Below are 22,645 nucleotides of genomic sequence, written 5' to 3' on the forward strand. Positions count from 1 at the left end.
ATGGCGGTCACGCGCAGATCGATATTGATCGCAGGCACCGCCGCCCCGATGGCCGGGGCACTTGTCACGGCCAGTCCCGCGCAGGCAGCCACCGCGTCCCGCGCCATGGGAGGACGGACGATCCCGCTCACGAACGGCTGGCGCTTCGCCCTCGTCAACCCCGGTGGGATCACGGACCCGACCGGTGCGTACGAGACCGCCCATGACCCGGCCTACGACGACTCGGCCTGGCGCGAAGTCGCCGTCCCGCACGACTGGAGCATCGAGCTCTCCCCCACCACCGACCACGGCACCAGCGGCGGCACCGGATTCCTGCCCGGCGGCCTCGGCTGGTACCGCACCGCCTTCACCCTGCCGCGCACCCTCGAAGGCAAGCGGATCTCCGTCGAATTCGACGGCGTCTACATGGACTCGTCCGTGTACTGCAACGGACGGCTCATCGGTGAACACCCCTACGGATACACCGGCTTCGCCCTCGACCTCACCGAGGTGGCCCACACCGACGGCGCCACCCCCAACGTCCTCGCCGTCAAGGTGCGCAACCGCCTTCCCAGCAGCCGCTGGTACTCGGGCAGCGGCATCTACCGCCACGCCCAGCTCGTCGTCACCGATCCGGTCCATGTGGCCCGGTGGGGCACGTACCTCACCACCCCCGGCCTGGCCACCGACCTGCGCGCCGGACATGCCACGGTGCGGGCGCGGACCCTCGTCGTCAATGAGTCGGACGTCCGGAAGCCGGTGACCGTGGTCTCCACCGTCAAGGACCCCGACGGGCGCATGGTGGTCCAGGCGCACTCCACCGTCACCGTCGGGGCGGGTGACACCCGTACCGCCACCCAGGAGCTCAGAATCGACCGGCCGCGGCTATGGTCGTTCGAGACCCCGGAGCGCTATGTCCTGGAGACCGAACTGCGGGTCGGCCAGGACACCACCGACCGGTACCGCACCCCCTTCGGGCTCCGCCATGTCACTCTCGACCCCGACCGCGGATTCTCGCTGAACGGCGAGTACGCCAAGCTCCAGGGCGTCGATCTCCACCATGACCTGGGCGCGCTCGGCGCCGCCGTCAACACCGACGCCGTGCTGCGCCAGATGACCATCATGAAGAGCATGGGCGTCAACGCCCTGCGCACCTCGCACAATCCGCCCTCACCGGAGCTGATCGAGGTCTGCGAGCGGCTCGGCATCGTGATGCTGGTGGAGGCGTTCGACTGCTGGCGCACCGGCAAGAACACGTACGACTACGGGCGCTTCTTCGACGAGCACTGCGAGGCGGACATCACCGAGATGGTGCGCGCCGCCCGCAACTCCCCCGCCGTCGTCATGTGGTCCATCGGCAACGAGATCCCCGACTCCACCAGCGCCGCGGGGCTGGGCATGGCCCAGCGGCTCATCGACGCCGTCCGCGCGGCCGATGACACCAGACCCGTCGTGATCGGCTCGGACAAGTACCGCGGTCTGCCCGCCGAGGGCTCCCCGGCCGACCTGATGCTCGCCAAGCTGGACGGGCTCGGCCTCAACTACAACACGGCCGCCTCGGTGGACGCCGTGCACGCCCGCTACCCGCGGCTGTTCCTCTTCGAGTCCGAGTCCTCCTCGGAGACCTCCACCCGCGGGGCCTACCAGGAGCCCGAGCACCTCAACACGGGCGAGAACCACACCCCCGGCAGGCGCGAGACCTCCAGCTACGACAACAACCTCGCCTCCTGGACGATGAGCGGCGAGTACGGGCTGAAGAAGGACCGGGACCGGAGGTTCTTCGCCGGGCAGTTCCTGTGGTCGGGCATCGACTACATCGGCGAGCCCACGCCGTACGACGTGTTCCCGGTGAAGGCGTCGTTCTTCGGCGCGGTGGACACCGCGGGCTTCCCCAAGGACATGTACTACCTGTTCAAGAGCCAGTGGACCAGCGAACCGATGGTCCATCTGGTCCCCATGGACTGGACCGGCCACCGGCCGGGCGAGACCGTGGAGGTGTGGGCCTACTCCAACGTCGGCACGGTGGAGCTGTTCCTGGACGGCCGGTCGCTGGGGGTCCGCGAGTTCGACGCCAAGAAGACCATTGACGGCCGCGCCTACCTGGAGACCACCGAGCCCACCGGCGACGACAAGACCGTCACCTCCGGCCCCTACCCCGGCAGCTACACCAGTCCGGGCGGCAGCGCCGGAAAGCTCCACCTCACCTGGAAGGTGCCGTTCGCACCGGGTGAGCTGAAGGCCGTGGCCCGGCGCGGCGGCCGGGTCGTGGCCACCGATGTGCTGCGCACGGCGGGACGCCCGCACGCCATACGGCTCACCCCCGACCGCGAGACCGTCGACGCAGACGGCCGCTCACTGTGCTTCGTGACCGCCGAAGTCGTCGACGCCCACGGTGTGGTGGTGCCCGACGCCGGCCATCCGATCGCCTTCAAGGTCACCGGAGGTTCCCTGGCCGGGGTCGACAACGGCCGCCAGGAGAGCGCCGAGCGCTACCAGTCGAGCACCCGCACCGCCTTCCACGGCAAGGCCCTGGCCATCGTCCGCTCCGGCACCAAGGCCGGGCCGCTGACCATCACCGCCCGCTCGGCGGGGCTGCGCACCGCGACCGCCACCGTCCGCGCCACCGGCGGGACATCGGAACCGGTCACCCGACCGGTGTCCTTCGCACCAGACCCCGGCCCCGGCGCCCCGGACGAGCCACGCGCCGACGCGAGCTATTCGGGTGCGCCGACGACCCTGCCCGCGGCCATGCTGGACGGCGATCCGGCCACCGGCTGGTCCAACGCCTTCCACAAGCCGGCCACGGCGCTGCTTCCCGTCTTCGACGGCGCCCGGAAGACCGACTGGGTCTCGGTGACCTGGAGCGGGAGGCGGCGGCTGCGCCGCGTCGAGGTGTCCTTCACCGTCGACGCCACGCACACCCTGCCCGCCTCGATCGAGGTCTCCGCATGGGACGGCCACGCCTACGTCCCGGTGCGCGGGGCGTCCGTCGACTGGGCCACCGCCTCCGGCACCCCGACGGTCATCACCTTCGACCCGGTCCGCACCTCCCGGCTCCGGCTGGACCTCACCAGCCGTCATCCGGGCGCGGCCGACGGCGCCCAGCGCATCGTCGCCTTCGAGGCCCGGTGACGGCCGGGTGAGCGGCTGAATCCGACGGCGCCACGCCGAAGGGGCCACGAGCGGGGCCGCCACCTCGCCGGCTCATCCCCAGCCGGCGGGGTAGCGGCGGTAGCGGCGGCTCCGGGGCCGGATGGCCAGCGTGGACAGCAGGCCGGCGAACCCCACCACGATGACCACCAGGCCGGGGCCGAAGCTCTGGGCGTACGCCACGACGTCGTCGAGCGTCGAGACGCCGTCGTCGACCCCGGAGGTGCCGGGCGCGGCGCCCGTCTGACCGCCGGACGCGATGGACGGGTTGGCGCTCTGGGCCTTGGCGCCCGGGATGCTCACCCCGAGCGCGGTCAGCGCCTTGGTCACGGGCTGGAAGAAGGTCACTCCGCCCTTGGTGCAGTCGCCGCTGCCGCCGGAGGTGACGCCGAGCGCCACGCCCTGGGCGAAGAGCGGTCCGCCGCTGTCGCCGGGCTCGGCGCACACGGTGGCCTGGACCAGCCCGGTGACCGTGCCTTCGGGGTAGTTGACCGTCGCGTTGAGGCCGGTCACCTTGCCCGAGCGCAGTCCGGTGGTGCTGCCGCTGCGGAACACCTCCTGGCCCACGACGGGGTCGGCCACTCCGGTGACCCGCACCACCTGGCCGCCACCGACATTGAGCACGCTGCTCTGGTCCAGCGAGGTGTTGTCGTACCGCACCAGCGAGAAGTCATTGCCGGGGAAGCTGGTCTGGACCGTAGTGCCGATTTTGGTGCGGCCGGTGGCGTCGGTGAACCAGGGGGTGCCGGGGGGACCGCAGTGCCCGGCCGTCAGGATGAAGCCGGTCTTGCCGTTGGTGACATTGAAACCGGCCGAGCAGCGGCTGCCGTTGGTGAACATCGGGGCGGCGCCCGCGGTTCTGGTGGTGAAGGAGTCCGTAGTCCGCCGCGTGCGCACCTCGTCGCCCACCTCCGCCGCGAGGTCCTTCATCCTCGACCAGCGGGCGGAGGAGACGGTGCTGTCGCCGACCAGCACGACCTGGTTGGACTTGGGGTCCACCATCCACGCGGTGCCCGCCACCCGGGGCGCCGAGCGCAGCTTCTCGGTCGCGGAGGCAAGCTGCTCCATGCTGTACCGCACCCGTTTGGCGGTGGCACCGGCCCGGCTGACCTCGCCCGCCGCCGTATCGTCCGTCACCGCGACCACCGGACGGCCGTCGGCGCCGATCCAGTTGCCCGCCGTACGGGAGGTGCCGAGCGCGGACACCAGCCGCCCGCCCACATCGTCCGTCTGGCGCGCGGTCAGGGCTCGCGAACCGTCGCTTCCGGTCGTCCCGTGGGCCGATCCGCCCGGCACGGCCTGCGAGACCATCACCCCGCCACAGACCAGCGCCCCGACAGCCGCGAACCGCACGACCCGGCGCACGCCTCGCCGCATGTGCTTCACCACCCTGTCTCCTTACGTCGATCCGGCCGGGGCCTCGGACGGCGAAGGCCCTCCCCCTCATACGTAAGGAAGCGGCGTCCTGCTCACTCCCCGGACGGAGCGGCGGCCACGGCTGCCGCGGCCCGCGGGAACCGGGGATCAGCGCCGGTCGCCGTAGCGCTTGCCGAGGAACCCCCCGACCAGCGCGGCCGTGCCGCCGCCGAGGATGGCCGCACCTTGCGTGGCGGCGTCATGGGCGAGGAAATACGTGGCCACCCAGATGTACGCCACGACCGTGCCCGCACCGAGCAGCGAGCCGAATGCCTGCAGCCCCGTGTGGACCCAGTCCATGCGGCGGCGGTGCTCGCGTTCCCGCTGGAGTTCGGTGAGCATCCACTCCACCGTGCCGGGCCTGACCGCCTCCCACTCCTTGGCCTGTTCCACCGGCAGCCGGTCGCCCCAGGGCACCGCCGTCTCCGGAGGGCTGCCCGGGGCGGGGTTCTCACTCGCGTTCTCGGTCACGGCGCCTCCCCCGGACGGTTCGGACGGGATGGGGGATCCGCGGCCGCGGACCGTGGCGGAGGCGGACCGAGCGCGGTGAGGAAGTCGGCCATGTCCCGCTCCATCTCTCGCTCCACCGGACGTCGCGCCCGCCGCGCCGGGGGCTGAGGGATCGCCAGGGACGCCAGATATCCCTCGCGCAGCGCCTGCCAGGGCGCGGTGGGCCGGTGGGCCGCCTCCCCGGCATCCGGGCGCAGGGCGTCGAGCCACCGGGCCTGCCGGTCCCGCTGTCTGGCCCACGCGAAGCCGCGCGCCGCGAGCGCCAGCCACAGCAGGCCGAGACACCCGGGCCCCACCCATCCGGGAATGTCGTCCAGGGAACCGAGGCGCAGCGAGGGCAGGGCCACCGCCCCAGGTACGGCGAGCACGACCGCCAGTACGGCGGCGATCGAGACGAGGGCTCCGGCGCCCACACCGCTCGCCCGGGCGGCCGGCCGCATCGGCCTCGCGGAGGCCGGGGCGGCCCCTGCCGGGGCCGCGGCCCCGGCTGCCGGGGCCGATCTGGGCTCGTCCCAGGCCAGGGAGCGCAGCAGCGCCTCGGCCCGCTCGGCCGTCAGCCGCCGTTCCGGGTCCTTGACCAGCAGACCCTCGATCAGCGGCCGCAACGGGCCCGCGTATCTCATGGGCGGCGGCGGGTCGTTGAGCACCGCGCTCATCAGCTCGCCCACGCTCTCCCCCTGGAACGGCACGACGCCTTCGACGGCCTCGTACAGGGTCACGCCCAGTGACCACAGATCGGCCTTGAGCATCGCTTCCGCGGTCGCCTGATACGGCGAGAGCGTGAAGCGCTCCGGCGCCATGTAAGGGGGCGTTCCGACCACCGTGTCCTCGTCCACGAAGGTCAGGCCGAGATGGTCCACCAGTACCGCGGGGCCGTCCGGGCGGAAGAGAATATTGCGCGGTTTGACGTCCCGATGAGCGACCCCCGCCGCGTACAGGGCCCGTAACCCGCGCAGCACCTCCAGGCCGATCCGGGCGATCTCGGGCGCGTACGGCCGTCTGTCCCACTCACGCATCCGGTCCGCCAGCGAACGCGGATCGAGGCGCTCCATGACGATCCAGACCCGGCCGTCCCTCTCGCCCAGGTCATAGATGGCGGCCAGATGCGGATGCACGGTCGCGGCGAGGACGTGGACCTCACGGCGCAGCCGTTCGCGCCACCGCCGGTACGCCTCCGGGTCCGGGTCGCCGCCCGGGCGCAGTTCCTTGACGACGACGGGGCGGCCGAGCGCCACGTCGTAGGCGTCCCAGACCAGGCTCATACCGCCCGCGCCCAGGCGCCCGCGTAACTCGTACCGGCCGCCGAGCACGCTCCCGTGGGGCGATCCCCCCTCGGAGCCGTGGTCGTGCCGATCGCCGCCGGATGTTCCCCCGGTCGTCCCCATCCGCCACCCCCTCACCAGCCGACTGATGCCCACAGTAGGGCGTCGGCCGGGCCCGGCGAAGGGGGCCACGGACACGAGTGCGGTGGCGCACCGCGGCTCAGGAGGCGCCCTTCTCGTACGGCGCGCTGGTGAACACCACCTTGTCGCGGGTGCCGTCGGTCACCCAGAACCGTTGCGGCTTCTCCCCGTAGAGCGCGAAGAGCGGGTCCGGTCCCCAGGCCAGCACGACCTCGTCCTTGCCGTCGTGGTCGAAGTCCCCGGCGTCGAAGAGCTTGACGGCGCGCTGCTTCTTCGGCACCTTGCGGCCGTCCGCGCGGGCCTGGACGGTGCGGTCGAGGGTGCGGCGGTGGGCGATCTCGCCGGGGGCGTCCGGGCGGATCGTCAGCAGTTCGGTGCCGCCGGTGCGCAGCGAGACGGCCAGCTCGTCGGTGCCGTCTCCGTCGGTGTCGGCCGCGGCGAGGACATCGCCACCCAGGGCGGGGATTTTGAACGGCGAAGGCGTCGATCCGGCCGTGCGCTTGGTGTACACGCTCACCGACTGGTTGACGTCCGCGGGTTCGGTCTCGTAGCCCGGTTCGTCGTTGCGGCTGCCGGTGTCGGCGACCGCGACATCCCGCTTTCTGTCGCCGTCGAAGTCGCCGAAGGCGATGGCGTTGCCCTTGCGGAGGGTGCGGCCGGTGGTGGCGAGGCCGTCCGGGCCCGCCGTGAGGAGCGCGGACTCCATCTGGTCGTCGTCGCCCTGTGCGTGCACCACCAGGTCGGTGGGCCGGTCGCCGTCGATGGCGTCGGCGTACAGCTCCGCGATCTGGCCGCTGGGCCCGAGCGGATTGGCGTACGTCTGGGTGCGGGCGGCCTTGCCATCGCGGCCGAACGGGCCGTACATCACGTGGAAGTCCTTGCCGCTCTGGCGCACGGCGGCCAGATCGTGGTGTCCGTCCCCGTTGAAGTCACCCGCCGCCAGGGGCCGCGGGATCTCCAGGCCGTCGTCGGCGCCGGTCAGCCGCACCAAAGTGGCGGAGGCTCCCCGGCGCGGCCCCTCGGGGCCACCCCAGGCGATGTAGGGGAGCGTCTGGGTGGAGATGTGGGTGCGCTCGCTGCCGGCCGGGTCGCGCTCCTTGGTGGCGGTGGCGATCACATCGGCGAAGCCGTCGCCGTCGAGGTCCGCGGTGGTCGCGGAATGCATCTCGCCCGCGTTGCGCTCCTGCCACCCGGCGCCGGTGGGCAGACCGAGGTCCGCACGGCCGAGCACGGTGCGGACGGCGGGGTCGACGCCCTTCGCCGCGCCGTACACGTAGGCGATATGCCGCAAGCCGCCGAGTTCCTGCCCGGAGGCGAGGGGAATTCTGAGCTCGGGGCGGCCGTCGCCGTTGAGGTCGTCCGGCAGCGCGCTGCCCTTGCCCCGGACGACGGGAGCGGTCGCGGTGGGGGTGACGACGGGTGAGGCCGTGCTCTTCCCGGCCCCGTCACCGCCCTTCTTCGCGTCGTCTCCACCGCCACCGCCGCACGCGGTGAGCAGCGCCAGCGCGGCGGCGCAGAGGGTGGCGGGGACGGGGCGGAGCCTGGTGGTGGGGGATGCCATCAGGCCACGACAGCGCATCCGGTGGAGCCACGCCATCGGAGAGATCATTTCGTTACGGCACGCCCACCCTCAGGGCAGGCCCCCCGGCACGGCACACCCCCGTTACGGCACACCCCCGTTACGACACGCTCCCCGCCAGCGGGTATCCGCAGCGCAGATTCCACCGGCCCGCACGGCCACTGAGCTCCGTCGCGGTCAGCGGGGCGACATCCAGCCGCCAGAACGCGGGCGCGGGGAAGCCAAGAGCGTGGACGAGCGCGGCCCGGACCACGGCCGGTTCCACGACGGCGAGCAGCCGCCCCTCACGGGCCGAGGCGGGCGGTGCGGCCGGTGACGGGCTCTCCCGGCGCGCCTCCAGCCAGGCTCCGATCCGCTCCACCAGCTCCAGCAGCGACTCGCCGCCATGCGGCGCCGCGGCCGGATCGGACAGCCACGCGGCGACCTCCTCCGGCGCCTCCTGCCCCACCTCGTCCAGCGAACGGCCCCGCCAACGGCCCACGTCGAGATCGCCCAGCTCAGGCGCCACGGCAACGTCGAGCCCCAGGGCCCGGGCGGTACCGCGGCAGCGCGCGGAGGGCGCGGTGAACGCCGTGTCGTGGTGGGGCAGCGCCGCGGCCGCCGCCTCGGCCCGACGCACCCCGGCCGGGTCCGGCGGCGCGTCGTCGAACCGCACCTGCCGCAGCGCCGCGTTGACGGCGGGCGCGACCAACGTGATCCGCACCACCCAATCCCCTCAGCCGCACCATTCGCCCACGTAGAGGCGCACCTTCCGGCATCCGCGCCGTAGCGGCGGACGACCGTCGCGCTACGGTCTCATGACAAGACGGCGGCGTGCCGGAAGCCCGGTGAGATTCCGGCACACCGGGCGTGACCCGGGTGGCGGATCCTGCCACCCGGCAAGCGCAGCCGCGGATGCGCATCACCACGAACCCCCACACGGTGGAGATATCGGACATCACCGACCGGGTTGGGGTGCTGTGGTATGCGCGTGACCGGACTTGGACATGCTGGGCTGTTCATCGAAACCGCGGCGGGGTCGGTGCTCTGCGACCCATGGGTCAATCCCGCCTTCTTCGGCTCGTGGTTTCCGTTCCCGGACAACACCGATCTGGACTGGGCGCACTACGGGCGCGCGGCGGACTATCTGTATGTCTCCCATCTGCACCGCGACCACTTCGACGCGGAGAATCTGCGCCGGAACGTGCGCAAGGACATCACCGTGCTGCTTCCGGCCTTCGCCACCGATGAGCTGGAACGCGAGCTGAGCGCGCTCGGCTTCACGAACTTCCTCCACACCCGCGCGGGCACACCGGTCGAGCGCGACGGCCTGCGCATCATGATCACCGCGCTGACCGGCCCCGGGGACGGCCCCATCGGCGACTCGGCGCTCTCGCTGGACGACGGCGAGACGGTGCTGCTCAACCAGAACGACGCGCATCCGCTGGACATCGCGGCGATCCGGGAGTTCGGCGAGGTGGACGCGTACTTCGTCCAGTTCTCCGGGGCGATCTGGTATCCGATGGTGTACCAGCTGCCGGACTCCGCCAAGAAGGAGTTCGCCGCGCGCAAGCGGCAGGGGCAGTTCGACCGGGCGCTGCGCTATACCGAAGCGGTGGAGGCCAAGCATGTCTTCCCCAACGCGGGCCCGCCGTGCTTCCTCGACGACGAGCTCTTCGAGCACAACGGCACCGGCCGGGACGGCGAGAGCATCTTCGTGGACCAGCTGGAGTTTCTGCGCCAACTGGGCCGGGCGCGCCCGGAGGTGAGGGCGCATCTGCTGCTGCCGGGGACGGTGGCGGAGCCGGAGGACACCGCGTGCAAGCTCACCCACCGCTACACCGAGTCGGAGATCGAGCACATCTTCGGCGAGAAGCGCGCGTATCTGCGGGACTTCGCCCGGCGGCAGCAGCCCGTGCTCGCCGCCGAGCGCGCCTCGCGGGCCCCGGCGCTGCCGCGCGAGCGGCTGCTGGCCGAGCTGAAGCAGTGGTGGGAACCGCTGTTGACGCGGGCCGACCGGATCTGTGCGGGCGTCGGCGGCCCAGCGCGGCTGGACGTGGGCGAGGTGCCGATCGTGATCGACTTCCCGGCGCGGGAGGTCCGCCTCTGGGACGGTGAGCGCTGCCGCTACACGCTGTCCACTTCGGCCGATCTGGTGGCCACCAACATCGACCGGCGCGAGGTGGACTGGTCCAACAGCCTGCTGCTGTCGCTGCGGTTCACCGCCAGCCGGATCGGGCCCTACAACGAGTTCCTGTATGTGTTCTTCAAGTGCCTGTCCATGGAGCGCATCGAGTACGTGGAGAACTACTACGACTCATGCCAGGACGACGGCCAGGACATCGTGCTGGACGGCTGGCGGGTCCAGCGACGCTGCCCCCATCTGCGCGCCGACCTCGGCCGGTTCGGACAGATCGAGGGCGAGGTGCTCACCTGCACCCTGCACGGCTGGCGCTACGACCTGACCACGGGCCGCTGTCTGACCTCGGACGGACACGACATCCGCGCGTCGGCCACGTCGTAACTCGTGGCCGGATCCTGATCCGCGGCCGGAGTGGAGCCGGAGACGATCGGTATGACAGGAGCAATGCCGCATGCCCGAGGCCCCGAAGCCGACCGGCTCGCCCGCCCGTCGACACGTCACCTTCCCCAGCGCGGACACCACCGCCCACGGCCATCTGGCGCTGCCGCCCTCCGGGCAGGGGCCCGGGGTGATCGTCATTCAGGAGTGGTGGGGCCTGGACCACCACATCGCCGATGTCACCGACCGGCTGGCCCGCGAGGGCTTCGTCGCGCTGGCACCCGATCTGTACGGGGGCAGCGTCGCCCATGACGCCGAAGATGCGTACCGGATGATGGCGGATCTGCCGGTGGAGCGCGGCGTCGAGCTGCTCTCCGGGGCGGTCGGCCATCTCCTCGGCCGGCCCGAGGTCACCTCCGCCACCGTGGGGGCGGTCGGGTTCTGCATGGGTGGCGGCTTCGTGCTGTACCTGGCCGCCACCGATACGCGGGTCGGCGCGGCGGTGCCCTTCTACGGCGTCATTCAGGGCGATCTGCCGGACTTCTCGGGGCTGCGGGCCGACATCCTGGGCCACTTCGGGGAGAACGACAGCACTGTGCCGCTGGACGGTCTGGAGCGGCTGCGCCGGGCCATCCGGGAGCAGTCCGGGGTGGAGCCGGATTTCCGGCTCTATCCCGCCGGTCACGCCTTCTTCAATGACGAGCGGCCGTCCTATCACGCGGAATCCGCCGCGTCAGCCTGGCGGAGCACGGTGGACTTCCTGCACCGGCGGCTGGGCTGAGGAAATCGGCTTACGCCCGAAAGGGCCTTAAGGCTTCATGAAGCCTTAAGGCCCTTTTAAGGTGAGGCCCGGAAGGCTCCAGCACCGTTTAATCCTCAATCACATTCGTCAAAAAATTTTCCGCAGGCCATGAGACGACTTCGGCATCCGCCCGTATGGGATGACGGACAGCTCGAAAAGGAGTCGAAATGACACGCAAAAGGACACTCAGCGGCAAGAAGAAGCTCGGCCTGCTGGTCGGTGCGCTCGCGCTGGCGGGCACCGGCGCCGGGGTCCTGGCGGCCACCAGCAACGCCAGTACGGACGGCACGGCGCAGTCCTCCACGGCCTGCACCGGACTGGAGCAGGCGCTGGCCAACAACCAGAAGTTCATCGCGGACCAGCAGGCCAACCCGGACGCGCAGTCGGAGGCGCGGATAGCCAATCGTCAGGCCGTCATCGAGGAGATCAGGCGAAAGCAGCAGGCGTCGGGGTGCGCCGTCGACGAGGCGGCCGGCCAGGGGGAGGCGACGGCCCCGTCCGACGACGGCGCCTCGGCCTCGGCTCCCGCTTCGGCCGCCCCCTCGGACTCCGGTGCCGGTGATTCCGGCGCCTCCGGCGAGGTCGTCTGCGCGGGGTCGACCGTCACCCTGTCCGGTGAGGGCGGGGCCCCGGCCGCCTCCAGCAATCAATTCCCGGTCGGCACGAAACTCAAGGTGACCAATCTGGACAACGACAAGTCGACAACGGTCTCCGTCGCCTCGACCTCCGGCAGCTGTGCCCTGCTCAACAACGCCGCCTTCGAAGAGGTTCGCGAGCCGGGCAAATTCCTGATCCGCAACGCGCGCATCGAACGCGTGGGCTGAGCCGGCGGCACCGAGGGCAGGCCGTGGACGCGTCACAGATCGCCGACGTCTCCACGGCCTGCCCTCACCCGGGCGCGACCCGCACCGAGGCGTGAACCGCCGATCTGACCGCCATGTCCGACTGTGACCGGTATCGCAGGGTGAGCCTGCCGCGCCGGGGTACCCGCTGCCCATGAACAGAAATGAGCAGCCTCTGCTCACTCCCGATCTGCCGCCGGTCGTCGACGTACCGGACCTGACCTTCCCTGCTCGTGGACGTCAGTCCGACGAGTCGAAGCGCGCGGCGGAGCGGAACGGTGACAAGGAAACCCCCACCTCTGCCCCCACCCCCACTTCCTCCCCGGACCAGCGCCGCATAGCGGCGTAACGGACGTCTTCCACGTCGCCGCCCCGACGGCCGGAGCCCGTCGGGATGATCTCGCGTACTCCCCGTGTTGTCGGGATGATCTCGCGAACTCGCCGTGTTGAGAATGAGCACGGGGAGACGTCAGGCGAGTCTTCGCATCAGGGACAACGCAGCAAGGGGACGGACATCATGCCGTTGCAGGGTGAGTACGAGCCGAGCCCGACGAAGTTCGTACGGGATCAGGTCGAGCTCTTCGAGAGCTCCGGTGGCACCGAGGGAACGACCATGCGGGGCATGCCCGTGGTCCTCCTGACCACGCGGGGCGCGAAGAGCGGAAAGATCCGCAAGACCCCGCTGATGCGGGTGGAGCACAACGGCGCCTATGCCGTCGTCGCCTCGCTGGGCGGCTCCCCCAAACATCCGGTCTGGTACTACAACGTCCAGGGCGACCCGCGGGTCGAGCTGCAGGACGGCCCGGTGCGGCAGGACATGACCGCGCGCGAGGTCACAGGCGAGGAGAAAGCCCTGTGGTGGGAGCGCGCGGTCGAGGCGTACCCGGACTATGCCGATTACCAGACGAAGACCGACCGCCAGATCCCGGTCTTCGTCCTGGAGCCGACGCCCGCCGGGCACTGACCTGCGGGGCCCGGCGCCTCCCGCCGCGCCGGGCCCCTGTGGATCGCCGGGAGCCCCTGTGTGATCTACGCCAAAGCATGACCGTTTGACAGATCGGGTAGCCGGGGGGCTGACCCGGAATCCGCAGCCAAGGAAGTGCGCCACATGACCGCGACCGACAAACCCGACTTCGTGCCGATCTACGACAGCCTCGTGGCGGAGCACGGCGACGTCCCCGCCGAGGCCCGGGAGGCGGCCGAGGTCATCCAGCGGGAGGCCGCCGAGGCCCTGGACTGGAGCAGGGTGCGCGGCGGCGGCTGACGCACTCCGGCCCCCCTCGCCCGGGCCACCGCATCCGTGTCCCGTGAGCGGCCGTCCGTGATCTACCCGGAAGGCCGCTCGGCACCCCTCACCTTCGATAAGCTGCCGATGACGCACGGTGCTTGATGGCGTCGACACTTATCTCATGAGGGGAAACAATTGACTACAGGGGTCGAGACTTTCGAGTTTCAGGTCGAGGCGCGGCAGCTTCTGCAGTTGATGATCCATTCGATCTACTCGAACAAGGACGTCTTCCTGCGCGAGCTCATCTCCAACGCTTCCGACGCGCTGGACAGACTGCGGCTCGAATCGCTCCGCGACGGAAACCTTCAGGCGGACACCTCTGATCTCCACATCACCGTTGAGGTCGACAAGGAGTCCCGCACACTGACCGTCCGCGACAATGGCATCGGCATGTCGCATGACGGAGTCGTGGAGCTCATCGGCACGATCGCGAACTCCGGCACCGCCACATTCCTCAAGGAGCTGCGGGAGTCGAAGGACGCGGCCGCTTCCGCGGACCTCATCGGGCAGTTCGGGGTGGGTTTCTACTCCAGCTTCATGGTGGCCGACGAGGTGACCATGCTGACCCGTCACGCCGGGGAGAGCCAGGGCACCCGCTGGATTTCCAGCGGCGAGGGCACTTACACCCTCGAACCGGCCGACGACGCGCCCCAGGGCACCTCCGTCACGCTGAAGCTCAAGCCGGAGGACACCGAGGACCATCTCTACGACTACGCCTCGCCCTGGAAGATCCGGGAAATCATCAAGCAGCACTCGGATTTCATCACCTGGCCCATCAGGATGGCCCCCGCCCAGGCCCCGGTCACGACGGACGAGACGGACGAGGCCGAGCAGGGCGAGGAGAAGGCGCCCGAGCTCGAGACCGTCAACTCGATGAAGGCGCTGTGGGCCCGTGCCAAGGACGAGGTCACCGACGAGGAATACCACGAGTTCTACAAGCACATCAGCCACGACTGGGTCGATCCGCTCGAGACCATCCGCATGCAGGCGGAGGGCACCTTCGAATACCAGTCGCTGCTCTTCATTCCGGCCCGCGCACCGCAGGACCTGTATATGCAGGACCGCAAGCGGGGTGTGCAGCTCTATGTCAAGCGCGTCTTCATCATGGACGACTGCGAAGCGCTGATGCCGGAATATCTCCGCTTCGTCAAGGGCGTGGTGGACGCCGCGGACCTCTCACTGAACGTCTCGCGGGAGACCCTTCAGCAGGACCGCCAGATTCAGCTGATGCGGCGTCGCCTGGTGAAGAAGGTGCTCTCGACGGTGAAGGACATCATGTCCTCCGACGCGGAGCGCTACGCGACCTTCTGGACGGAATTCGGCCGCGTTCTCAAGGAAGGTCTCCTCAGCGACCTGGAGAACCGCGAGGCGATCCTCGAGGTGTGTTCGTTCGCCTCGACACATGACGCCGAGCAGCCGACCACTCTGCGCGGTTACACCGAGCGCATGAAGGACGGGCAGGAGCACATCTACTACATGACGGGCGAGTCCCGCTCGATCGTGGAGAGCTCGCCCCATATGGAGGCGTTCCGGGACAAGGGCTTCGAGGTGCTCCTCCTCACCGACCCCATCGACGAGCTGTGGGTCGACGCCGTGCCGGAGTTCGAGGGCAAGCAACTGCGTTCCATCGCCAAGGGGCAGGTCGACCTCGACTCCCAGGACGAGAAGGACGAGGAGGCGGAGGCCGAGCGCGAGCAGCGGCAGAAGGACTTCGCCGAGCTGCTCTCCTGGATGACGACGGCGCTGAGCGAGCAGGTCAAGGAGGTGCGGCTGTCCACGCGGCTGACCACCTCCCCGGCCTGCATCGTGGGTGACACCTTCGATGTCACCCCGGCCCTGGAGAACATCTATCGCTCCATGGGCCAGAACCTGCCCCAGATCAAGCGCATTCTGGAGCTGAACCCCACCCATCCGCTGGTCAGCGGGTTGCGCAAGGCCCATGGTGAGCGCAAGGACGACAGTGGTCTCGCGGAGACGGCCGAGCTGCTCTACAGCATGGCGCTGCTCGCCGAGGGCGGTGAGCTGAGCGATCCGTCGCGCTTCATCAAGCTGGTGGCGGAGCGGGTGCAGCAGACGCTGTAACCACGCCGCGGCGCGAAGCGGGGCGGGCCCTGTCGGGGCCCGCCCCGCGGGCGCAGGTCACCGTCCGGCGCAGGCCGCCACGGAGGCGTCGATCAGCTGCCGCAGCGCGCCGCGGTAGACCTCGTGGTCGGTCAGCGCGGGCACGACGACGCCGAGGTTCGCGGTGAGGGCCGGGAATTCCTCGGGATCCAGGGCGGCGAGCGCCGTGCGCGCGGCGGTGCGCACCTTCTTCGCGTCGCGGTGGTCGACGAAGGCGACGGCGCCGAGGGTGAGCAGATACAGCCGCCGGTAGACCCGGATCGCCACCTCGGGCGCCATTCCGGCGGCGATGCTGTGCGCGAGCTGCGGCTCCACGAGGCGGCTCAGCAGATGCGGGCCCCACCAGGCGCGGCCCGACCGCAGCGCCACCAGCCCGGGATGCTCGATCAACACCTCGTAGAACGCGGAGAAGCGGGCCTCGGTGGCGGTGGCCCAGTCCAGGTCCTGCCCCACCCGCGGCATCCGCGCGGCCAGCCGGTCCGCGCACGCGTTCACCAGACCGTCGAAGTCGCCGCAGCGGCGGAAGACCGTGGCATGGGAGACACCCAGAAGCTGCGCCACCCTGCGGAAGCTCAGCGCCTCGGGCCCCTCGTCGTCGACGACGGACAGGGCGGCCTCGGCGATGGCCTCCAGGGTGGGCTGATCGGCTCGGTCCCGGTTGCTTCGCACAGACCGAGCGTACCAGTGGTTGTTACAGTGTTTCAGTGACTCTTTCCATCGAGGACGTACGAGCCGCGGCCCAACGGGTCGCGGGACATATCCGGCCGGTGGCGCTCGCTCCGGTGGAGCAGGGAGCATGGGGCGCCGCCGAGGGTTGGCTGGCCCTGGAGTTCCTGCAGTACACGGGCACCTTCAAGGCGCGCGGCGCGTTCAACTTCGTCAGGGCCCACCGGGAAGCGGGCACCCTGCCGGACACGGGCGTCACCATCGCCTCCGGCGGAAACGCCGGGCTCGCGTGTGCGTGGGCGGCGGCGCGGCACTCCGTGCCCGCCACGGTGTTCGTGCCCGAGACCGCGCCCCCGGTGAAGGTCGGCCGGTTGCGCCGGCTCGGCGCCGAGGTCCATCAGATCGGCACCGAGTACGACGAAGCGCGGGAGGCGGCGCAGAAGCACGCCGCCGAGACCGGTGCGCTGCTGTCGCACGCGTACGACCACCCACTGATCGCCGCCGGGGCGGGCACCGTGCTGGAGGAGATCCTCCAGGCCCGGCCCGACCTGGACACCGTGGTGGTGGCGGTCGGGGGCGGCGGGCTGTTCACCGGTGCCGCGGTGTCCGCCCTGGAGCACGGAGTGGGGGTCGTCGCCGTGGAGCCGTACGGGTGCCGGGCCCTGAACGCCGCACTGGAGGCCGGTGCGGTCGTCGATGTCCCGGTGGACTCCGTCGCGGCGGACTCGCTGGGGGCGCGCCATGTGTCCTCGGACGCGCTGGAGTGGGCCCGCAAGGACGGAGTGCGGTCCGTCCTGGTGTCCGACGAGGCGATCGTCTCCGCGCGGCAGGCCCTGTGGGACGACCGCAGGATCGCGGTCGAGCACGCGGCGGCCACGGCGCTTTCGGCCCTCACCTCCGGCGGGTACCGGCCGCGGCCCGGGGAGAAGGTCGCCGTACTCCTCTGCGGCGCCAACACCGACCCCGCGGACCTCACCCACGGCCGCTAGCGGCACGCTCGCGGGCCGGGCCCGTACGACTGCGGACCGGGCCCGTACGGCAGCCCGACCGCATGCCGTACGGGCCCGCTCCCGGGGCCGGCTACGCGCCGTCGTACGCCGCCCGCAGCGCGGCGATGTCGAGCTTGCCCATCTTCATCATCGCGTCGGTGGCCCGCTTGGCCTTCTGCGGGTCGGAGCCGGTCACCATGTCGAGGAACACGGTGGGGACGACCTGCCAGGACACCCCGAACTTGTCCTTCACCCAGCCGCAGGGCCCCTCCTCGCCGCCCTCGGAGAGCCTGCTCCAGTAGTAGTCCACCTCGTCCTGGTCCGCGCAAAGCACCTGGAAGGAGATGGCCTCGCTGAAGGTGAACTCCGGCCCGCCGTTGAGCCCCACGAACCTCTGTCCGTTGGCCTCGAACTCGACGGTCATCACGGATCCCGCCGCGCCGCCGGGCTCGCCTCCGGTGTAATGCGCGATCCGTCCGAGCCTGGAGTTCTTGAAGATCGAGATGTAGTGCTGCGCGGCCTCTTCGGCGTTGCCGTCGAACCACAGGCATGTGGTGAATCCGTCGGTGGCCATCGGTTCCTCCTGGGCTGGGGAGCGTTTACCCCTGTCGACCGCTCCCGCGCCGGGAACTCATCGGTCCTCGGCCGACCGATTTTCCGTGAGGTAGTGGTGCAGCCGGCAGGAGCCTTCGAGCATGGCCGCGGCGCGCTGGGCGAGCCCCTCCTGACGCCGGGCGATGACCGAGCGCAGGGCGTCGCTGCCGCCGGTGCGGCGCAGGCCATCGATGACGGGCCGGATCTGGGGCAGCGGATAGCGGACCTGGCGCAGCAGATCGATCATCCGGGCGTCCCGGACGTCGGAGGGGCCGTAGACGCGGTAGCCGGTGCGCCGGTCGCGCCGCGGGCGCAGCAGACCGGCGGACTCCCAGACCCGGAGGGCCGAGGTGCGCACCCCGATCCGGGCGGCCACCTCGCCGATGCGCAGTGGCCCGGAGCGTGCGGGCGCCGAGGTGTCCGGGGTCTGCCCGGCGACCGTCTCCAGCGCCTCCCCCGCGGCCTGGAGGGAGAGCCGTTGGTCGTGGAGCGCGGCATGGCCGGCGTTGACGAGGGTGAGCGCGAGGGCGATGTCCTCGGCGTGGACGGCCCGCATGACCGCGCGGGCGGTCTCCGCGCCGTATCCCGGCAGCAGGGCCCGGTAGGTCACCAGGGCTCTGCGGTGCCGGTCCTCGAACCTGCGGTAGCCGGCGGGGGTGCGGGCGGCCGGCGGCAGGATGCCCGCGTCGACGTAGTTGCGGATCTGCTGGGTGGAGACACCCGCCATCCGGGCCAGATCGACGGGGCGCAGCGCGGCGTCCGTACGGCTCACGGTTCGTCACCTTCCCGGCAAGGGTTCACGGGCGAGTTGAAGGTTAGCGTGGCTCTGCCGCACCGTATCCGGCGGGTGTTGGGAGGAAATCCGCGAAAAGTCTCAACGTGCACTTCAATGAAACACTTGAAGGCATGGATGTCAGCGAAATCAAGGTCCGTGGCGCCAGGGAGAACAATCTCCAGGGCGTGAGTGTGGACATTCCCAAGCGAAGCCTTACGGTCTTCACCGGCGTCTCCGGCTCCGGTAAGTCCTCGCTCGTCTTCGACACCATCGCCGCGGAGTCGAGGCGGCTGATCAATGAGACCTATACGGCGTTCGTCCAGAACTTCATGCCGACGCTCGGCCGTCCGGATGTCGACTCGCTGCGGAATCTGAGCGCGGCGATCATCGTGGACCAGGAGCCGATGGGCTCCAACTCCCGTTCCACGGTGGGCACCGCCACCGATGCCCACACCCTGCTGCGGATCCTGTTCAGCCGGATCGGCAGCCCCTATGTCGGCCCTCCCCTCGCCTTCAGCTTCAACACGGCCGAGGGCATGTGTCCGCGGTGCGAGGGGCTCGGCAGGGTCACCGACATCGACATCGCCCAACTCATCGACAGGGAGAAGTCGTTGAATGAGGGCGCGATCACCGTCCCCGGATTCGAGGTGGACAGCTGGCACTGGCAGGTTATGGCGGCCTCCGGCCTTTTCGACCCCGATATCAGGCTCCAGGACTACTCCCCCGCCCAGTGGGAGGACTTCCTCCACAAACCGGCCACCAAGATCAAGGTGGGGAAGAACAACCTCACCTACGAGGGGCTGATGACCAAGGTCCGCCGGCTGTACCTGGCGAAGGACCGGGAGACGATGCAGCCGCGGATGCGCGCATTCGCCGACCGGGCCATGGCCCTGACCGAGTGCGCCGAGTGTGAGGGCGCCCGGCTGTGCGAGGCCGTCCGGTCCTGCCGGATCGACGGCCGCTCCATCACGGAGTGCTCGGCCCTGCAGATCAGCGATCTGGCGGAGTTCGTGGGCGGGATCCGGCACGATTCCGTCGGACCGGTGCTGGAGAGCCTGCGGGCGCTCCTCGACTCACTGGTCGAGATCGGCCTGGGATATCTGAGCCTGGACCGGGAGTCCTCGACCCTGTCCGGCGGCGAGGCCCAGCGGGTGCGGATGGTCCGGCACCTGGGCTCCAGTCTGACCGATGTCACCTATGTCTTCGACGAGCCCACGGTGGGCCTGCATCCGCATGACATCGAGCGCATGAACCGGCTGCTGCTCCAGCTGCGGGACAAGGGCAACACGGTGCTGGTCGTGGAGCACAAACCGGAGACCATCCGCATCGCGGACCATGTGGTGGACCTGGGGCCCGGCGCGGGGGTGGCGGGCGGGCGGATCTGCTACCAGGGCGATCTGGCCGGGCTGCGCGCCTCGGACACCCTGACCGGGCGCCATCTGGACCACCGGGTGCGGCTGCGGGAGACGGTGCGGCAGCCCAGTGGGCAACTGCCGGTCAGGGGCGCGCGGCTGCACAATCTGCGGGATGTGAGCGTCGACATCCCCCTCGGTGTGCTCACCGTCGTCACGGGTGTCGCCGGATCGGGCAAGAGCTCCCTGATCCATGGGTCGCTGTCCGGGCGGGAGGAGGTGATCGTCGCCGACCAGTCGGCGATCCGTGGCTCCCGCCGCAGCAACCCGGCCACGTATACGGGGCTCCTCGATCCGATCCGGGCGGCGTTCGCCAAGGCCAACCGCGTCAAACCGGGTCTGTTCAGCGCCAATTCAGAGGGTGCCTGCCCCCGGTGCAAGGGCATCGGGCTCATCTACACCGATCTCGCGATGATGGCCGAGGTGGCCTCGGTGTGCGAGGACTGCGAGGGGAAGCGGTTCCGGCCCGAGGTGCTGACGTACCGGCTGCGCGGGCGGAACATCAGCGATGTCCTGGGCATGTCGGTGGCCGAGGCGCGGGAGTTCTTCACAGGCGGTCAGGCCCGGCTGATCCTGGATCGGCTGGCCGCGGTGGGGCTGGGCTATCTGGGTCTCGGCCAGCCGCTCACCACACTCTCCGGGGGTGAGCGCCAGCGGCTGAAGCTGGCCATCCACATGGCGCGGAGCGGCACGACCTACGTCCTGGACGAGCCGACCACCGGCCTGCATCTCGCCGATGTGGACCAACTTCTCGCCCTGCTCGACCGCCTTGTCGACGCGGGCAACACGGTCGTCGTCATCGAGCACCACCAGGCCGTGATGGCCCATGCGGACTGGATCATCGATATGGGTCCGGGGGCGGGTCATGACGGCGGTCAGGTGGTGTTCACCGGCACCCCCGCCGACCTCGTGGACACCGGCGGCTCCCTCACCGCCGTCCACTTGCGCGACTACGTCAAGCGGGCGTGAACTCCCTCGCCCCGGTGGTCCCGTCCCCGTCCCGTCCCGGGCCGAGAGCTCGGGACGGGCCCACCGGGGCGCCGCGCCGCGTCAGGCGGCGGGCGGAGGTGCGGGAGCGCCCGCGGGCGGCGGGATCTTGGCGTAGGCGGCCGTGGTGGCGCCCGCCTCGGCGGGCGTCGCCACGCTCTCGCGCGGCATCACGGCGTCGCGCGCCGCGCCCGGGTCCCAGCCGGTTTCCACCACGCGCTTCTGCACCAGGATCGCGCCCCCGAGGACGGCGAGGCCGAGCAGCACGATGATGACGAGTCCGGCGGCGCCACCCGCCTTGCCCGCGTTGCCGATGAGCGCGCCGAACCAGCCGAAGTCGGCGTCGCCGAAGGTGGTGTTCTGGTCGCCGAACGCGCCGAGCACCTTGAGCAGCAGGGCGGGCAGGAAGGTGATGAGCAGCCCGTTGAGGAACGCCCCCACGACCGCGCCGCGCCTGCCGCCGGTCGCGTTGCCGTAGACCCCGGCCGCACCGCCGGTGAAGAAGTGCGGCACCAGACCGGGCAGCACCAGGGCGAGGCCGAAGGCCGGGTTGAATACCCAGGTGAGCAGGGCCAGGCCGATCAGGCCGCCGGTGAAGCTGGAGATGAAGCCGATCAGCACCGCGTTCTGCGCGTACGGGAAGACGATGGGCGCGTCCAGCGCGGGCAGGGCTCCGGGGACGACCTTCTGGGCGATCCCCTGGAAGGCGGGGACGAGCTCACCGAGGATCGTACGGACCCCGAAGAGGATCACCGCGACCGCGATGCCGAACTGCAGCCCCTGCATCACGGACTGCATCAGGTAGTTCCCGGTGCCGGTGGCCACCGTGCCGGTGCCCGTGGCGAACGCCTTGAAGGCGGTCTTCTGCCCCTCCTTGACGAGCAGGAGGACGGCCATGACCAGGTAGATCAGCAGCATCGACAGGGCGGTGGCCACCATCGAGTCGCGCAGGAACCGCAGCCCCTCGGGGAGCTTCATCTCCTCGGTGGAGCGGCTGCGCTTGCCGACCACCCGTCCGGTCGCGCCCGCCACGATGTATCCGGCCGTGCCGAAGTGGCCGATGGCGACGGTGTCGCTGCCGGTGACACGCTTGGTCCAGGGGTGGGCGAAGGCGGGCATCGCGACCAGCATGATGCCCAGCAGCACACCGCCGACGGCCACCACGGCCACGGTCGAGCGGCCGCCGTTGGCCAGGACCACGGTCAGCAGCGTCGCCATGAAGAGCATGTGGTGCCCGGTCAGGAAGACATAGCGGAGCGGGGTGAACCGGGCCAGCAGCAGGCTGACCACGAAGCCCAGGATCATCAGCCAGGCGACCCGTGAGCCGAACTGGTCCTGGGCGATGCCGACGATGGCCTCGTTGGTGGGGATGACACCGTGGGCGCCGGTGACGCCCTGGATCATGGTGCCCAGCGGGGCGAGGGAGGCGGTGACCAGTCCCGCTCCCGCGCCGATCAGCAGAAAGCCGAGGGTCGCCTTGATGGCGCCGCCGATGATCTGCCCGGTGCTCTTCTTCATCGCGATGAGTCCGACGGCGGTGATGATGCCGATCAGATACGCGGGCTCGCTCAGAATCTCATTGACGAGAAACGTGGCAAGGGTGACAAACCAGCCCATGGTGCTTCCTCTGTC

General features: G+C 70.4%; 19 protein-coding genes. 10 read left to right on the plus strand and 9 right to left on the minus strand.

Translation table 11 applies throughout. From position 1 onward, the window contains the following. Positions 1-3,111 carry a glycoside hydrolase family 2 TIM barrel-domain containing protein gene (locus tag CGL27_RS03775; RefSeq protein WP_119984511.1) on the plus strand — a complete coding sequence of 1,037 codons (3,111 nt, stop codon included), beginning with the start codon at positions 1-3 and terminating at the stop codon, positions 3,109-3,111. A 72-nt stretch (positions 3,112-3,183) separates the two neighbouring features. Here the strand turns inward: CGL27_RS03775 and CGL27_RS03780 are convergent, their stop codons facing one another. From CGL27_RS03780 to CGL27_RS03800, 5 genes are all read right to left on the minus strand, one after another. Then, positions 3,184-4,506, minus strand: a complete 1,323-nt coding sequence (locus tag CGL27_RS03780; RefSeq protein ID WP_240450935.1) for a S1 family peptidase — start codon at positions 4,504-4,506, stop codon at positions 3,184-3,186. A 147-nt stretch (positions 4,507-4,653) separates the two neighbouring features. Next, positions 4,654-5,016, minus strand: a complete 363-nt coding sequence (locus CGL27_RS03785) for a hypothetical protein (RefSeq protein ID WP_014058130.1) — start codon at positions 5,014-5,016, stop codon at positions 4,654-4,656. Beyond that, a complete protein-coding gene (locus tag CGL27_RS03790; RefSeq protein ID WP_119984515.1) occupies positions 5,013-6,440 on the minus strand; it encodes a serine/threonine-protein kinase in 1,428 nt (475 codons plus the stop codon). The genes CGL27_RS03785 and CGL27_RS03790 overlap by 4 nt, the downstream gene beginning before the upstream one ends. A 97-nt stretch (positions 6,441-6,537) precedes the next feature. Then, entirely contained in the window at positions 6,538-8,019 is a 1,482-nt protein-coding gene (locus tag CGL27_RS03795; protein WP_240450338.1) for a VCBS repeat-containing protein, read from the minus strand. A gap of 118 nt (positions 8,020-8,137) precedes the next feature. Then, complete coding sequence (locus CGL27_RS03800) at positions 8,138-8,743, minus strand: histidine phosphatase family protein (protein ID WP_078638459.1); 606 nt, start codon at positions 8,741-8,743, stop codon at positions 8,138-8,140. Between the two features lie 258 nt (positions 8,744-9,001). On the opposite strand from CGL27_RS03800, the gene CGL27_RS03805 reads away from it, so the two are divergent. From CGL27_RS03805 to htpG, 7 genes are all read left to right on the plus strand, one after another. After that, positions 9,002-10,540 carry a Rieske 2Fe-2S domain-containing protein gene (locus CGL27_RS03805; RefSeq protein ID WP_119984519.1) on the plus strand — a complete coding sequence of 513 codons (1,539 nt, stop codon included), beginning with the start codon at positions 9,002-9,004 and terminating at the stop codon, positions 10,538-10,540. A 70-nt stretch (positions 10,541-10,610) separates the two neighbouring features. After that, a complete protein-coding gene (locus tag CGL27_RS03810) occupies positions 10,611-11,318 on the plus strand; it encodes a dienelactone hydrolase family protein (protein WP_119984521.1) in 708 nt (235 codons plus the stop codon). A 188-nt stretch (positions 11,319-11,506) separates the two neighbouring features. Beyond that, positions 11,507-12,163 carry a hypothetical protein gene (locus CGL27_RS49770; RefSeq protein WP_162952795.1) on the plus strand — a complete coding sequence of 219 codons (657 nt, stop codon included), beginning with the start codon at positions 11,507-11,509 and terminating at the stop codon, positions 12,161-12,163. Between the two features lie 172 nt (positions 12,164-12,335). Further along, complete coding sequence (locus CGL27_RS49775; RefSeq protein WP_162952863.1) at positions 12,336-12,530, plus strand: hypothetical protein; 195 nt, start codon at positions 12,336-12,338, stop codon at positions 12,528-12,530. Between the two features lie 168 nt (positions 12,531-12,698). Continuing rightward, a complete protein-coding gene (locus tag CGL27_RS03820) occupies positions 12,699-13,145 on the plus strand; it encodes a nitroreductase family deazaflavin-dependent oxidoreductase (protein WP_078638463.1) in 447 nt (148 codons plus the stop codon). Between the two features lie 144 nt (positions 13,146-13,289). Further along, positions 13,290-13,445, plus strand: coding sequence for a hypothetical protein (locus CGL27_RS49780; protein ID WP_014058138.1), 156 nt, complete (start codon positions 13,290-13,292; stop codon positions 13,443-13,445). A gap of 159 nt (positions 13,446-13,604) precedes the next feature. Then, entirely contained in the window at positions 13,605-15,551 is a 1,947-nt protein-coding gene (htpG, locus tag CGL27_RS03825) for a molecular chaperone HtpG (RefSeq protein WP_078638464.1), read from the plus strand. Positions 15,552-15,608: 57 nt separating this feature from the next. On the opposite strand, the gene CGL27_RS03830 is transcribed toward htpG, so the two are convergent. Beyond that, positions 15,609-16,259 carry a TetR/AcrR family transcriptional regulator C-terminal domain-containing protein gene (locus CGL27_RS03830; RefSeq protein ID WP_119984525.1) on the minus strand — a complete coding sequence of 217 codons (651 nt, stop codon included), beginning with the start codon at positions 16,257-16,259 and terminating at the stop codon, positions 15,609-15,611. Between the two features lie 35 nt (positions 16,260-16,294). Here CGL27_RS03830 and CGL27_RS03835 point away from each other — a divergent pair, with 35 nt between their 5' ends. Beyond that, positions 16,295-17,245, plus strand: a complete 951-nt coding sequence (locus CGL27_RS03835; RefSeq protein ID WP_119984527.1) for a serine/threonine dehydratase — start codon at positions 16,295-16,297, stop codon at positions 17,243-17,245. Between the two features lie 91 nt (positions 17,246-17,336). Here the strand turns inward: CGL27_RS03835 and CGL27_RS03840 are convergent, their stop codons facing one another. Further along, positions 17,337-17,819 (minus strand): VOC family protein, encoded by a 483-nt coding sequence (locus CGL27_RS03840; protein ID WP_119984529.1) that lies wholly within the window; start codon positions 17,817-17,819, stop codon positions 17,337-17,339. A gap of 57 nt (positions 17,820-17,876) precedes the next feature. Beyond that, the gene (locus CGL27_RS03845) at positions 17,877-18,611 is read right to left on the minus strand and encodes a MerR family transcriptional regulator (RefSeq protein ID WP_119984531.1); all 735 of its coding nucleotides are present in this window, start codon (positions 18,609-18,611) and stop codon (positions 17,877-17,879) included. Positions 18,612-18,745: 134 nt separating this feature from the next. Here CGL27_RS03845 and CGL27_RS03850 point away from each other — a divergent pair, with 134 nt between their 5' ends. Beyond that, positions 18,746-20,995, plus strand: coding sequence for an excinuclease ABC subunit UvrA (locus tag CGL27_RS03850; protein ID WP_119984533.1), 2,250 nt, complete (start codon positions 18,746-18,748; stop codon positions 20,993-20,995). Positions 20,996-21,076: 81 nt separating this feature from the next. Here the strand turns inward: CGL27_RS03850 and CGL27_RS03855 are convergent, their stop codons facing one another. Then, positions 21,077-22,630, minus strand: coding sequence for a PTS ascorbate transporter subunit IIC (locus CGL27_RS03855; RefSeq protein ID WP_119984535.1), 1,554 nt, complete (start codon positions 22,628-22,630; stop codon positions 21,077-21,079). Positions 22,631-22,645 lie beyond the last annotated feature (15 nt).

The sequence above is a fragment of the Streptomyces sp. 11-1-2 genome (assembly GCF_003595545.1).
Classification (GTDB): Bacteria; Actinomycetota; Actinomycetes; order Streptomycetales; family Streptomycetaceae; genus Streptomyces; species Streptomyces hygroscopicus_B.